The organism is Trujillonella endophytica (assembly GCF_900110555.1).
Classification (GTDB): Bacteria; Actinomycetota; Actinomycetes; order Mycobacteriales; family Geodermatophilaceae; genus Trujillonella; species Trujillonella endophytica.
On sequence record NZ_FOEE01000004.1, the window covers coordinates 267,956 to 280,285 of the forward strand.

Here is a 12,330-nt window from a genome sequence, read left to right on the forward strand (position 1 = left end):
CTCCGGGCCGGCCCTCAGCTGAAGGGCGACCGGTCGTCGAGGCGGGTCGAGGCCCGGCCGGCCAGCCGCCACAGCCGGGCCACCACGTCGCGGTCGGCGTCGGTGACGAGGTTGCCCATCACCCGCAGCGCGACCGTCATCAGCCCGCGCGAGCGCATGCCCAGCGGACCGGCCGCCGGGAGGAACCGCGGCACGGTCAGCAGCCCGGCGAGGCGGCGGGCGATGGAGAACGCCTCGCCGTAGTGGCCGCGCAGGGTGGCCGGCCATGCGGTCGACCAGTCCGGCTCGTCGAACAGGTCGACGACGGTCCGGCCGGTCTCCAGGCCGTAGTCGATGCCCTCGCCGTTGAGCGGGTTCACGCAGCCGGCGGCGTCGCCCACCAGCGCCCAGTTGCGGCCGGCCACCCCGGAGACGGCGCCGCCCATCGGCAGCAGCGCCGACGCGGGGGCCCGCACCGGGCCCGTCAGCTGCCAGTCCTCGCGTCGCGCGGCGGCGTAGGCGTCCAGCAGGGGCCGCAGCCGGACGCCGGCCGGGCGGCGCGCCGTCGCCAGCGTGCCCACCCCGATGTTGACCTCCCCGGCGGCGGCGCCCAGCGGGAACACCCAGCCGTAGCCGGACAGCAGCTCGCCGGCCGCCCCGCGCAGCTCCAGGTGCGAGGAGATCCACTCGTCGGCGGCCCGCCCCGACGGCACGTAGCCGCGCGCGGCCACGCCGTACGCGGTGTCGCGGTGCCACTCCCGGCCCAGCACCCGCCCCAGCGGGGAGCGCACCCCGTCGGCGACGACGAGCCGCTCGCAGCCCACCGTCACCCGGGCGCCGTCCAGCTCCAGGACGACGCCGGTGACCCGGTCGCCGTCCCGCTCGACGTCGACGGCCCGCGCGCCCTCCAGCGGAGTCGCCCCTGCCTCCAGCGCGCACCCGCGGATCCGCGCGTCCAGCTCGGTGCGCGGCACGGCGCTGCCGTGGTCGGGGAACTCCCCACCGGGCCACGGCAGCTGCCACTCCCGGCCGAAGCCGGCCGCCCGCAGGCCCCGGTTGCGGGCGCGCGAGCGGGCCCAGTCCCCCAGCCCCAGCCGGTCCAGCTCCGCGATCGCACGCGGGGTCAGGCCGTCGCCGCAGGCCTTGTCCCGCGGAAAGACGGCGGCATCGGCCAGCACCACGTCCCGGCCGGCCCGCGCGGCCCACGCGGCGGCTGCCGCCCCGGCGGGGCCGGCGCCGACGACCAGGACGTCGGTGGCGGACGGCGGGACGACGACGCTGCTCACCGGCCCAGTGTCCCCGAGCCCGCCACCGGGCCCCGGCAGGCGCCTCTCAGTCGGGCCGGGGACCCCGCGCTCGGACCTCCTCGACCGCGGTCATCGCCTCGCGCAGCTCCGTGAGCCAGCTGTCGGCGTTGCTGCCCACCAGGCGCACGGCCCAGGCCAGGGCCTCCGACCGCGAGCGGGCCACGCCGGCGTCGACGAGCGTGTCGAGGACGAGCCGCTCGGGCTGGCGCAGCCGGGTCATGACCGGGACCGACAGCGTGGTGAACAGCTCGCGGACGTCGCCGCAGGCCGCGCCCCACGCCACCGACCGGCCGTACCGATCCTGCGCGGCGTCGGCGACCGCCATCCGCTGCTCGCGGGTCTCCTCCCGGAAGCGGGCGATCCGGCCGGAGCGGGCGGCGCCGGGGTCGCCCTCCCCCGCCTCGGGCTCGGGGAGCGCGCCGACCACCGTGATCTCGTCCCGGTCGATCGACAGCTCCACGGGGCCGGTGAACCAGCCGTCGGGCAGCCGCCCGGCGAACCAGCCGGCGACCTCGGTGCGCTCGACCGGCGGTGGCGCCTCCTGACCGCGCCCCCGGGCTCCGCGGCCGCGCCCCCAGGGACCGCGCCCCCCGCCGAACGGGGCGTCGGCGAACCGGTGTCCGTGCATGACAGCCTCCTCGTGCCGCGTGTTGATTACACGCTTACACGGTAGGCCGGACGATCGGCCCCGGCCAGGGTCCGCGCTCAGCTCGCAGCGAACCCCGGCCGGCGACCGGGTCGGGTCAGCGGACGGTGAGCCCCCGCCGCACGAGCACGCGCCGCTCCAGCGGGGCGAAGACGAGCAGCTCGATGGCGATCCCGACCGCGAGGATGAGCGCGATCGACGTGATCACCAGCGACATCTGGGACAGCTCACGGCCGACGTTGAGCAGCTGCCCGAGCCCCTGACCCAGCTGGGGCGAGTAGGTGATGAGCTCGGCGGCCATCAGCGACCGCCAGGCGAACGCCCACCCCTGCCGCAGCCCGCCCAGGTACCCGGGGAGCGCCGCGGGCAGCAGCACGTACCGGGTGCGGCCCAGCGCCGACAGGCCCAGCACGCGGCCGACCCGGTCGAACAGCGGCGGGACCTGCTTCATGCCGCTGAGCAGGCCGTTGGCGATCGAGGGCGCGGCCCCCAGCAGGACGACGGTGTAGATGGCGGCGTCCGTCAGCTGGAACCAGATGATCGCCGCGGGCACCCAGGCCACCGACGGCAGGCTCTGCAGGCCGCTGACGATGGGGCCGATCGCCGCGCGCAGCCACCGGCTCCACCACATGGCCAGGCCGAGGGCGGTGCCGATGACCAGCGACAGCGCGAAGCCGACGGCGCCGCGGCTCAGGCTGGTCCAGATCGCCTCGAAGGCCCGGCCGTCGGTCACCGACTCCCAGAAGACCTCCCAGACGTCGGCCGGCGACGGCAGCGCGTACGGCGGCTTGACCTCGGCCACGTAGGCGATCTGCCACACGCCGACGAGCGCGGCCAGGAAGACGATCGGCGGGAGCACCGACCGGACGAACCGCTTCCCCAGGCTCGGGCCCGGCGGCAGGGTCGCAGCGGTGTCGAGCGCATCCAGGCCGGCCTCGATCGCGCGGGTGCCGACGTCGGGCGACTCGGCCGCCCGGTTCCCGCTGGGCGTGGTGCTAGTTGCCATGACGGCTGATCTCCCGGTGCAGCTCGCGGGTGATCTCGGCCGCGAGCTCGCTGACGCCCGCCGACTCGATGGTCCGCGGCTGCGGCAGGTCGACCCGCCACTCCCGCACGATGCGGCCGGGCCGCGAGCCCATGAGGACGACGCGCTGACCCAGCCGCACCGCCTCCCGGACGTTGTGCGTCACGAACACCACCGACAGCTGCTGCTCGGCCCACACCCGGGCGAGCTCGAGGTGCAGCACGTCGCGGGTGATGGCGTCCAGCGCCGCGAACGGCTCGTCCATCAGCAGGACCGAGCTGTCCTGCGCCAGCGCCCGGGCCAGGGCCACCCGCTGGCGCATGCCCCCGGACAGCTCGTGCACCCGCTTGCGACCGGCGTCGGCCAGGTTGACCACGCCCAGCAACCGCGCCGCCTCCGCACGCCGCTCCACCCGGCCGACCCCGCGGGCCCGGAGGGCGAGCTCGACGTTGCCGCTGGCGGTCAGCCAGGGCAGCAGCGCCGGCTCCTGGAACATCAGCGCCGGCCGCTGCGCGCTGACCTCCACCTGGCCGGCGGTCGGCTTCACCAGGCCCGCGAGCAGGTTGAGCAGCGTCGACTTGCCGCAGCCCGAGGCTCCGACCAGGCAGACGAACTCGCCCGGCGCCACCGTGAGGTCGACCCCGTCGAGCACCGGCGGGCGGCCGCGCTCGAACACCTGGGAGACCCCGCTGACGCGCACGGCGGCGGCCGGACTCCCGGCGTCCGCCACCCCCTCGCCCCGGGACCGGACGAGCGGGTCCTCGGCGGTCAGCCGATCGGTGGTCAGCTGGTTCGTGGACATGGCGAGCCTTCCTGGCAGGGGTCAGGCCTCGCCCAGGCCGCCGGCGGACACCGGCTCCAGGTCGAGGTCGGAGAGGACGGCGTTGAGCGGGCGGAGGTCGTAGATGCCCTCGATGTCGACCAGCTCCGGGGTGGTGCCGGCGTCGAAGCTGTGCTGCGCGGACTCCTCCAGCGTCTCCGCCAGCGGGTCCCACGTGACGGAGAGGTTGGACCAGGCGCGGTCGAGCACCTCGGCGGCCAGCGCGGAGCTGCCGGCGGCCTCGAGCCCGGCGTTCACCGCGGTCTGCGCGGCCTCCGGGTCGTCCTGGGCCAGCTGGACGGCGGCGACGTGCCCGCGCAGCAGGGCCTCGACCGCCTCGGGGTTCTCCTCGAGGTACTCGGTGCGCACGATGATGTTCGTCGTCACGAACTCGCCGCCGGGCCACAGGTCGCGCTCGTCGACCAGCACGTGCGCGCCGGCCTCCAGCACCAGGCGCGAGGCCCACGGCTCGGGGAGCCACGCGCCGTCGAGGTCCCCGGACTGGAACAGCGCGAGGGTGTCGGCGTTCGCCGTCGGCGCGATGGTCACGTCACCGCCGCCCTCGATGCTGTTCTCCAGGCCCTCCTCGGTGAGCCAGGTGCGGAGCGCGACGTCCTGGGTGTTGCCGAGCTGCGGCGTGGCCAGGGTGGTGCCCTCGAGGTCCTCCGGCGCGTCGATCCCGTCGCGGACGACGAGCTGCGCGCCGCCCGACGCGGCACCGGAGATGATCCGGACGGCGTCGCCCTGGCTCTGCCCGTAGGCGTTGATCGCGGGGCTGGGGCCGATGTAGGCGGCGTCCAGCGCTCCGCCGAACACCGCCTCGACGACGTCGGGGCCGGCGTTGAACACCTGGGTGGACAGCTCCGTGTCGCCGAGCTCGGCCTCGAACAGGCCCTGCTCGACGCCGATCAGCGCCGCGGCGTGCGTGACGTTGGCGAAGTAGCCCAGGCGGAGCTCGGCAGCGGCCCCCGAGCCGCCGGAGCCGGATTCCCCGGAGTCGTCGGAGTCGTCCCCGCAGGCCACCAGGACGGCGGCGAGCGGCGTCAGGGCGAGCAGGGAGAGGGCGCGGCGGCGGGTCGTGCGGTGGATGGTCATCGGTCCTCGTCAGAGCGGAGGCACGCGGCGACGACGGGAGCGCGGGGCCAGGGAGGCACGCGTCGACGGACCGCGCGCCCGGGGGGAAGGGAGTGGGACGCGCCGGATCAGGCCGACGGACAGAGAGCGCTGCTCAGCCGGCCGTTGTCGACGTGGCGGCAGGCCACGAGGAGGGGCAGCTGAGGCACGGGCGGAAGAGTAACCCACACCAACCCCACCACATCAGTGGGGTATGCCGAACCGTGACGCCACGGCGCCCGCGACCCGGCCGCGGCCTCTGGCAGATATCGCCCAGGCGGCGAGTGAGCGCCCGATCACGGCGGCGATACGTTGCCAACGGACACGCCTTGGTTTCGTCGGTCCTGGACATTTCCACTTCTTGTTGGTATCCGGCGCGTCGGCGGACCCTGCCGAACATCAGCTCCACCCCCTCCGGAGGTCGCCATGTCCCGCCACCCGCACTCCGTCCGCCGCATCACCACCGCCCTCGCCGGGGGCGCCGTCCTGGGGGCCACCGCCGTCGCCGGCCCCGCGTCGGCGGCCCCGGGCTGCGCGACCGCCTGGGGCTCGCTGGCCGAGAGCGCCACCGGCTCGGCCGTCGGCACGCTCGACGAGATCCGCACCGGGCAGCACGCCTGCTTCGACCGGATCGTCCTCGACCTCGACGGCGCGGCGGGGACCCGGGTGGGCTACCGGGTCGAGTACGTCGGTCAGGTCGTCCAGGACGGATCGGGAACCCCCGTTCCGCTGCGCGGCGCCGCCGACCTGCAGATCGCCGTCACGCTCCCGGCCTACACCGAGGGCGGGGTCGCGACGTACGACCCGACGAACGACGCCGAGGCCGAGTCCGTGGCCGGATACCGCACCTTCCGCCAGGTCGCGTGGGCCGGGTCCTTCGAGGGCGTGAGCACCGTCGGCCTCGGCGTCCGGGCTCGGCTGCCGTTCCGGGTGATGGTGCTCGACGGCCCCGGGAACGACGCCCGCCTGGTCGTCGACGTCGCGCACACCTGGTGAGCACGCGGCCCGGGCGCCGTCCGCGTACGGACGGCGCCCGGGCCGGCGATCAGGTCGAGGTCAGCCGCGCGGGCCGGGATCCGGATCGTCGTCGCGGGGGGGCTCGATGGCCCGCGGCGCCCGCCGCAGGGTGTCGAGCAGGTCCTCCCCCGGCTCGTCGCGGCGCTCGCGCAGCAGCTGCTCGGGGGTGTCGGGGACGACGACGTCGGACTCCCCCGCCGACTCGTCGAAGCTTCCCGGCACCCGGTTGAGGTGCCGGGTCATCGACCGGACGAGGAACCCGACGGCGATGAGGCCCAGCACCAGCAGCAGCAGCCCGAAGGGCCCGGACTTGCCGACGTCGTCGGGCACCTGCTCGGTCGCGGCCCACAGGTCGGTCATCGGACGGTCACCTCGCTGCGGAGGCCGGCGAACAGGTCGTCCTCGGGCGTCGGGACGTCGACCAGCGTGCGCGCCAGCTCGTAGTCCTCGGTCGGCCAGACCCGCTGCTGCAGGTCCATGGGAACGGCGAACCAGCGCCCGGTCGGGTCGATCTGCGTGGCGTGCGCGACCAGGGCCGCGTCGCGCACCGGGAAGTACTCGGCGCACGCGACGCTGGTGGTGACCCGGTGGGAGAGGTCGTGCTCCGGATCCCAGTTGGCGAGCCACTCCGCGTAGGCCGAATCCGCACCGGAGGCGACGATCGCCTCGTGCAGGGCCTTGATCCGGGGCAGCGTGAACGTCATGTGGTAGTAGAGCTTGCTCGGCTGCCACGGCTCCCCGAGCCCGGGATAGCGGTCCGGGTCACCGGCGGCCTCGAACGCGTGGACCGAGATCTCGTGCGTCTTGATGTGGTCGGGGTGCGGATAGCCGCCGCGCTCGTCGTAGGTGGTGACGACCTGCGGCCGGAAGCGTCGGATCAGCTCGACCAGCGGGGCGGCCGCCTCCTCCAGCGGGAGGACGGCGAAGCAGCCCTCGGGCAGCGGCGGCAGCGGGTCGCCCTCGGGGAGCCCGGAGTCCACGAAGCCGAGGAACTCCTGCTCGACCCCGAGGATCTCCCGCGCGCGGGCCATCTCCTCGGAGCGGATCTGCGGGAGTCGTTCCCACACCTCCGGACGGTCGAGGGCGGGATTGAGCACCGAGCCGCGCTCGCCGCCGGTGCACGTGGCCACCATGACGCGGGCGCCCTCGGCGACGTACTTGGCCATCGTCGCGGCGCCCTTGCTCGACTCGTCGTCGGGGTGGGCGTGCACGGCGAGCAGCCGGAGCTGGTCTGCGTCGGTCACCGGGCCATCATCCCCCGGTTCGGGGGACCGGCGCCGCCGCCCGGCCACCCGGACGGGTGTGCTGTGCCACGCGTCACGCCGCGGCCGGTAGCTTCCGGCACTCCCGTCGATGCGTGCACCGCCTCCGACGCCGGTGTTAGCTTGGCGGATCGACCGTGAGCGCCGTCCGGCCGGACGGTGACCCCCGAGCCTGCAGGAGTACCCCCGCGTGACCACCCCCACTGAGAACGAGCAGGGCGTCTGGCTGACCCAGGAGGCCCACGACCGGCTGAAGGCCGAGCTCGACCAGCTGGTGGCCAACCGGCCGGCGATGTCCGCGGAGATCAATGCCCGCCGCGAGGAGGGCGACCTCAAGGAGAACGGCGGGTACCACGCGGCCAAGGACGAGCAGGGCAAGCAGGAGGGGCGCATCCGGCAGCTCACCGACCTGCTGCGCAAGGCCCGCGTCGGGGACGCCCCGACCGAGGCGAGCCACGCGGCGACCGGCACCGTCATCACGATCCGCTTCCAGGGCGACGACGACACCGAGAAGTTCCTGCTGGGCTCGCGGGAGATCGCCGGCACCACGGACCTCACCGTGTACTCGCCGGAGTCCGCGCTCGGTGCGGCGATCATGGGCGCTGCTCCGGGCGCGACCGTGACCTACCAGACGCCCAACGGCCGCGAGATCAGCGTCGACGTCGTCGCGATCGAGCCCTTCGTCCCCTGACCGGCGGCCTTCCCCTGCGCATGGGGCGCTCCCGCCGGGCGGAGAACACCGGCTTCGCGTGCGGTCACTGCTCGGCCCCCGTGCCGGCGAACACCGACGGGCACTACCGCAACCACTGCCCGTACTGCCTGTGGTCGCTGCACGTCGACGACCTGCCCGGCGACCGCGCGAGCGAGTGCCGGGGGCTGATGGAGCCGATCGGGCTGGTGGAGAAGTCGGGCAAGGGCTGGCAGGTGGTGCACCGCTGCACGGCGTGCGGCCACCGCCAGCCCAACCGGCTGGTCCGCGACGGCGCGGCGCCCGACGACCTGGACCTGGTGCTCTCGCTGCCCTGGCTGTAGCTCGGTCGCTCGTCGATCATCGGCGGGTGGCGGTCCGACGCGCGGTCGGGGGCAGCCACCCGCCGATGATCAACGCGGAATCAGGCGGCCAGGCCGCGGCGGCGCAGTAGCGGACCGGGGTCGGCGTCCCGGCCGCGGACCGCGCGGAAGGCCGCCAGCGGGTCGACCGAGCCGCCGACGGCGAGCAGCCGGCTGCGGAAGATCTCCCCGTTCTCCCGGCGCAGCCCGCCGTTCTCCTTGAACCACTCCACGGTGTCGGCGTCCAGGACCTCCGACCAGATGTAGGAGTAGTAGCCGGCCGCGTATCCCCCGGCGAAGACGTGCTGGAAGTAGGTCGTCCGGTAGCGCGGCGGCACCAGGTCGGAGGCGACGCCGGCCTGCGCGAGGGCACGGGCCTCGAACTCGGCCGGCTCCCCGATCTCGGTCTCCGGGGTGATCCGGTGCCAGGCCTGGTCGAGCAGCGTCGCCGCCAGGTACTCGAGGGTGGCGAAGCCCTCGCCCCAGAGCGCCGCGGCGTCCAGCGCGGTCACCACCTCGGCCGGCAGCGGCCGCCCGGTCTCCACGTGCCGCGCGTAGTGGTCCCGGACCTCCGGCCACATCGCCCACATCTCGTTGACCTGGCTGGGGAACTCGACGAAGTCCCGGGGGACGGCGGTGCCGGCGAAGCGCGGGTAGGTGACCGCCGAGCTCAGCGCGTGCAGGGCGTGGCCGAACTCGTGGAAGAGCGTGTCGACCTCCGACAGCGACAGCAGCGTCGGCTGCCCGGGCGCCCCCCGGTTGACGTTGAGGTTGTTGACGACGACGGGCCGGGTCCCCAGCAGGCCCGACTGCGTGACGAAGCTGCTCATCCAGGCCCCGCCGCGCTTGCCCTCCCGGGCGGAGAAGTCGCCCAGGTACAGGCCGACGGCGCCACCTGCGGCGTCGGTGACCTCCCAGACCCGGACGTCGGGGTGGTAGCCGGCCAGCTCCGGCCGCGGGGTGAAGCGGTACCCGTACAGCAGCTCGGCGGCGTGGAAGACGCCGTCGACGAGCACCCGCTCCAGCTCGAAGAACGGCCGCAGCGCCGCGGTGTCGACGGCGTAGCGCTCGGCCCGCACCCGCTCGCTGTAGAAGGCCCAGTCCCAGGCGGCCGGCTCGACGCCGTCGGCGGCCGCGACCTCCGCCAGGACCGCCGCCTCGGACCGCGCGTTGGCCACCGACGGGCCGACCATCGAGGCGAGCATCGCGTCGACCGCGGCCGCGCTGCCGGCGGTCTGGTCGGCGAGCACCAGGTCGGCGTGCGTGTCGAAGCCCAGCAGGCGGGCGCGGTCGGCCCGCAGCCGCGCGATGCGGACCGCCACGGGGCCGTTGTCGTGCTCCCCGCCCGAGGCGCGGCCCACCGAGGCCTCGTGCACCTGGCGGCGCAGCTCCCGGTCGCGCAGCTTGGCCAGCACCGGCTGCCCGGTGGGCAGCACCAGCGTGAGCAGGTACCCCGGCAGCCCGCGGTCCGCGGCGGCCCCCGCGGCCGCGGCGACCTCCTCGGGGCCGAGCCCGTCGAGGCGGGCGACGTCGTCCACCTGCACGGCAGCCGCCTCGGTCGCCGCCTGCAGGTTCTGGGCGAAGGTCGTCGACAGCTCCGACAGCTCCCGGTTGAGCTCGGTGAGCCGGGCCCGGCCGGCCTCGTCCAACCGCGCGCCGGCCAGCACGAAGTCGAGGTGGTAGCGCTCGACCAGCCGGTGCGACTCCGGGTCGAGCCCGGCGCCGTCCTCCCCCGCCCGCTCCAGCCCCGCGTTCACGGCGTCGATGCGGGCGAACAGCGCCGGGTCCAGCCGGATGGCGTCGGAGTGCGCGGACTGCAGCGGGGCGAGCTCGCGCTCGATCTCCCGCAGCCGCGGCGTCGACAGCGAGGAGGAGAGGTTGCCGAGCACGGCGTTCGCCCGGCGCAGCAGGCGACCGGACCGCTCCAGCGCGACGACCGTGTTCTCGAACGTCGCCGGCTCCGCGGCCCCGGCGATCGCCGCGACCTCCGCCCGCTGCTCCCCCATGCCCGCCAGCACCGCATCGCGGCAGTGCTCCAGCGAGATGTCGGCGAACGGCGGCAGCTCGAAGGGCAGCGACGAGGGCTGGAGCAGCGGATTCGCGGAGGTCACCGCCCGACTATGGCATCGGCCCTCAGCGACCGGGGGTCCGGCTGTAGAGCCGCACGGCCAGTGGCACGAACACCGCCAGGAAGGCGACGGTCCACAGCCCCGTGTACAGCACCGGGTGCTGCAGCGACCACGCGTCGGGCACCGGGGCACCGGCCGGGGTGTTCCCGAACAGGTCGCGGGCCGCCTGGACGACGGCGGAGACGGGGTTCCACTCGGCGAAGGTCCGCAGCACCGCCGGGAAGCTCTCCAGCGGCACGAAGGTGTTCGCGACGAACGTCAGCGGGAAGATCACCATGAAGCTGGCGTTGTTCACCACCTCCGGGGTGCGCACCAGCAGCCCGACCACCGCCATCAGCCAGCTGATCGCGTAGGAGAAGACCAGCAGCACGAGGAAGCCGCCGATCGCCTCGGGCACCGAGCTGTGGATCCGCCAGCCGACGGCCAGACCGGTCAGCGCCATCACCGCGATGGAGATGACGTTGAGCCCGAGGTCGGCGAACGTGCGCCCGACGAGCACCGCCGACCGCGACATGGGCAGGGACCGGAAGCGGTCGATGAGCCCCTTCTGCAGGTCCTCCGCCAGGCTGGCACCGGTGGTGGTGCTCCCCAGCACGATGGTCTGGGCGAAGATGCCCGGCAGCAGGAACTCGGCGTAGCTCACGTCGCCGGGCACGTTGATCGCGCCGCCGAACACGTAGCGGAACAGCAGCACGAACATGATCGGCGAGAGCGTCGCGAACACGATCAGGTCGGGCACCCGCTTGACCTTGATCAGGTTGCGGCGGGTGATGGTGACGCTGTCGGACACGACGGCGGCCAGGGCGTTCATCGGGCCGCTCCGGCGATCGCGACCGGCTCGTGCCCGGCCGGGGGATCGCCCCGACCGGCCGCGGCGTCGCTCCCGGTCTCCGACTCGGCACCCCGACCGGTGAGGGTCAGGAAGACGTCGTCGAGATCGGGCCGGCGCAGGCCGATGTCGAGCACCCCCACCCCGCTGCCCTCCAGCAGCTGCAGCGCCTCCGCCAGCGTCTCGGTACCGCCGCTGACCGGGACGCTCACCCGCCGGGACTGCTCGTCGACCTGCATCTCGCCGGCCGCGAGCGGGCCCAGCCGGTCGCGCACCCCGCCGACGTCGGCAGGGCTGGCGACGGTGACCTCGAGGCGCTGACCGCCCACCTGCGCCTTCAGCTCGTCGCCGGTGCCGCGGGCGATGACCCGGCCGCGGTCGATCACGACCATCGCATCGGCCAGGCGGTCGGCCTCCTCCAGGTACTGCGTGGTGAGCAGGATCGTCGTCCCCCCGTCGGCCAGGTCGGCGATGAACTCCCACATGCCCTGCCGGCTGCGCGGGTCCAGCCCCGTGGTCGGCTCGTCGAGGAACAGCACCCGGGGGCGCGCGATCAGCGAGGCGGCGATGTCGAGCCGGCGGCGCATGCCCCCGGAGTAGGTCTTCGCCGGCCGGGACGCGGCGGCCACGAGGTCGAACCGCTCGAGCAGCTCGGTGGCGCGGGCCCGCGCCTCGCGCCTGCCCAGCCGGTAGAGGCGGCCGACCATCTCCAGGTTCTCGAAGCCGGTCAGGTACTCGTCGACCGCGGCGTACTGGCCGGTGAGCCCGATGGCCGCCCGGACGCGGGCCGCGTCGCGCACCACGTCCAGGCCGACGACCTCGGCCCGCCCCTCGGTGGGCTGGAGGAGGGTCGCGAGGATGCGGACCACCGTGGTCTTGCCCGCCCCGTTGGGACCGAGCAGGCCGAGGACGCTGCCCTCGGGAACGGTCAGGTCGACACCGGCCAGGGCGGTGGTCGCGCCGAAGCGCTTCACCAGCCCCTCCACGACGATCGCTGGGGTCATGCCGGGCACGGTAGGCGCAGGCACCGACGGTTCCGGGAGGCGTCCCGGGGCGGGGAGGGCAGGTCCATGCTGCTCCGACGGCCGTCGCCGGCCGAACTCATCGGTGGCCGAACCCGGCCGCGGGACGGGCACCGGCGAGAACGGCGGAGA

At 74.7% G+C, this 12,330-nt stretch carries 13 protein-coding genes; 3 read left to right on the forward strand and 10 right to left on the reverse strand.

Annotated elements, in window-relative coordinates; translation table 11 throughout:
• Window positions 1–14: 14 nt before the first annotated feature.
• From BMY88_RS08710 to BMY88_RS08730, 5 genes are all read right to left on the reverse strand, one after another.
• Window positions 15–1,265 carry a geranylgeranyl reductase family protein gene (locus tag BMY88_RS08710; protein ID WP_091942190.1) on the reverse strand — a complete coding sequence of 417 codons (1,251 nt, stop codon included), beginning with the start codon at window positions 1,263–1,265 and terminating at the stop codon, window positions 15–17.
• A gap of 46 nt (window positions 1,266–1,311) precedes the next feature.
• On the reverse strand, window positions 1,312–1,914 hold the full coding sequence (locus BMY88_RS08715; RefSeq protein WP_091942192.1) for a hypothetical protein: 603 nt from the start codon (window positions 1,912–1,914) through the stop codon (window positions 1,312–1,314).
• A 115-nt stretch (window positions 1,915–2,029) separates the two neighbouring features.
• Window positions 2,030–2,938 carry an ABC transporter permease gene (locus BMY88_RS08720; protein WP_091942195.1) on the reverse strand — a complete coding sequence of 303 codons (909 nt, stop codon included), beginning with the start codon at window positions 2,936–2,938 and terminating at the stop codon, window positions 2,030–2,032.
• Entirely contained in the window at window positions 2,928–3,758 is an 831-nt protein-coding gene (locus BMY88_RS08725) for an ABC transporter ATP-binding protein (protein WP_091942197.1), read from the reverse strand. The genes BMY88_RS08720 and BMY88_RS08725 overlap by 11 nt, the downstream gene beginning before the upstream one ends.
• A gap of 21 nt (window positions 3,759–3,779) precedes the next feature.
• Entirely contained in the window at window positions 3,780–4,871 is a 1,092-nt protein-coding gene (locus BMY88_RS08730; protein ID WP_091942199.1) for an ABC transporter substrate-binding protein, read from the reverse strand.
• 444 nt (window positions 4,872–5,315) lie between these two features.
• On the opposite strand from BMY88_RS08730, the gene BMY88_RS08735 reads away from it, so the two are divergent.
• On the forward strand, window positions 5,316–5,885 hold the full coding sequence (locus tag BMY88_RS08735; protein ID WP_091942201.1) for an AMIN-like domain-containing (lipo)protein: 570 nt from the start codon (window positions 5,316–5,318) through the stop codon (window positions 5,883–5,885).
• A 60-nt stretch (window positions 5,886–5,945) separates the two neighbouring features.
• Here BMY88_RS08735 and BMY88_RS08740 read toward each other — a convergent pair whose 3' ends face one another.
• Together BMY88_RS08740 and mca are read right to left on the reverse strand one after the other, a co-directional pair.
• The gene (locus BMY88_RS08740) at window positions 5,946–6,266 is read right to left on the reverse strand and encodes a hypothetical protein (RefSeq protein ID WP_091942203.1); all 321 of its coding nucleotides are present in this window, start codon (window positions 6,264–6,266) and stop codon (window positions 5,946–5,948) included.
• A complete protein-coding gene (gene mca, locus BMY88_RS08745; RefSeq protein ID WP_091942205.1) occupies window positions 6,263–7,150 on the reverse strand; it encodes a mycothiol conjugate amidase Mca in 888 nt (295 codons plus the stop codon). Before mca ends, BMY88_RS08740 begins: the two co-directional genes overlap by 4 nt.
• A 208-nt stretch (window positions 7,151–7,358) precedes the next feature.
• On the opposite strand from mca, the gene greA reads away from it, so the two are divergent.
• Complete coding sequence (gene greA / locus BMY88_RS08750) at window positions 7,359–7,859, forward strand: transcription elongation factor GreA (RefSeq protein ID WP_091942207.1); 501 nt, start codon at window positions 7,359–7,361, stop codon at window positions 7,857–7,859.
• 20 nt (window positions 7,860–7,879) lie between these two features.
• Window positions 7,880–8,200 (forward strand): RNHCP domain-containing protein, encoded by a 321-nt coding sequence (locus tag BMY88_RS08755; RefSeq protein ID WP_091942209.1) that lies wholly within the window; start codon window positions 7,880–7,882, stop codon window positions 8,198–8,200.
• Window positions 8,201–8,280: 80 nt separating this feature from the next.
• On the opposite strand, the gene BMY88_RS08760 is transcribed toward BMY88_RS08755, so the two are convergent.
• Genes BMY88_RS08760 through BMY88_RS08770 form a run of 3 tightly spaced genes read right to left on the reverse strand, consistent with a single transcriptional unit; the run spans window position 8,281 to window position 12,180 of the window.
• The gene (locus tag BMY88_RS08760) at window positions 8,281–10,329 is read right to left on the reverse strand and encodes a M3 family metallopeptidase (protein ID WP_091942211.1); all 2,049 of its coding nucleotides are present in this window, start codon (window positions 10,327–10,329) and stop codon (window positions 8,281–8,283) included.
• 22 nt (window positions 10,330–10,351) lie between these two features.
• Window positions 10,352–11,158: an ABC transporter permease gene (locus BMY88_RS08765; RefSeq protein ID WP_091942213.1), complete on the reverse strand. Its 807-nt coding sequence runs from the start codon at window positions 11,156–11,158 to the stop codon at window positions 10,352–10,354.
• Window positions 11,155–12,180 carry an ATP-binding cassette domain-containing protein gene (locus BMY88_RS08770; RefSeq protein WP_091942372.1) on the reverse strand — a complete coding sequence of 342 codons (1,026 nt, stop codon included), beginning with the start codon at window positions 12,178–12,180 and terminating at the stop codon, window positions 11,155–11,157. Before BMY88_RS08770 ends, BMY88_RS08765 begins: the two co-directional genes overlap by 4 nt.
• Window positions 12,181–12,330: the final 150 nt, after the last annotated feature.

What these genes read in the sequence shown, in the direction of transcription:
- BMY88_RS08720 (WP_091942195.1), bottom strand. Translation starts at nt 2,938, where the DNA reads ATGGCAACTAGCACCACGCCCAGCGGGAACCGGGCGGCCGAGTCGCCC.
- BMY88_RS08715 (WP_091942192.1), bottom strand. Translation starts at nt 1,914, where the DNA reads ATGCACGGACACCGGTTCGCCGACGCCCCGTTCGGCGGGGGGCGCGGT.
- BMY88_RS08735 (WP_091942201.1), top strand. Translation starts at nt 5,316, where the DNA reads ATGTCCCGCCACCCGCACTCCGTCCGCCGCATCACCACCGCCCTCGCC.
- BMY88_RS08755 (WP_091942209.1), top strand. Translation starts at nt 7,880, where the DNA reads ATGGGGCGCTCCCGCCGGGCGGAGAACACCGGCTTCGCGTGCGGTCAC.
- BMY88_RS08740 (WP_091942203.1), bottom strand. Translation starts at nt 6,266, where the DNA reads ATGACCGACCTGTGGGCCGCGACCGAGCAGGTGCCCGACGACGTCGGC.
- BMY88_RS08765 (WP_091942213.1), bottom strand. Translation starts at nt 11,158, where the DNA reads ATGAACGCCCTGGCCGCCGTCGTGTCCGACAGCGTCACCATCACCCGC.
- BMY88_RS08730 (WP_091942199.1), bottom strand. Translation starts at nt 4,871, where the DNA reads ATGACCATCCACCGCACGACCCGCCGCCGCGCCCTCTCCCTGCTCGCC.
- BMY88_RS08770 (WP_091942372.1), bottom strand. Translation starts at nt 12,180, where the DNA reads ATGACCCCAGCGATCGTCGTGGAGGGGCTGGTGAAGCGCTTCGGCGCG.
- BMY88_RS08725 (WP_091942197.1), bottom strand. Translation starts at nt 3,758, where the DNA reads ATGTCCACGAACCAGCTGACCACCGATCGGCTGACCGCCGAGGACCCG.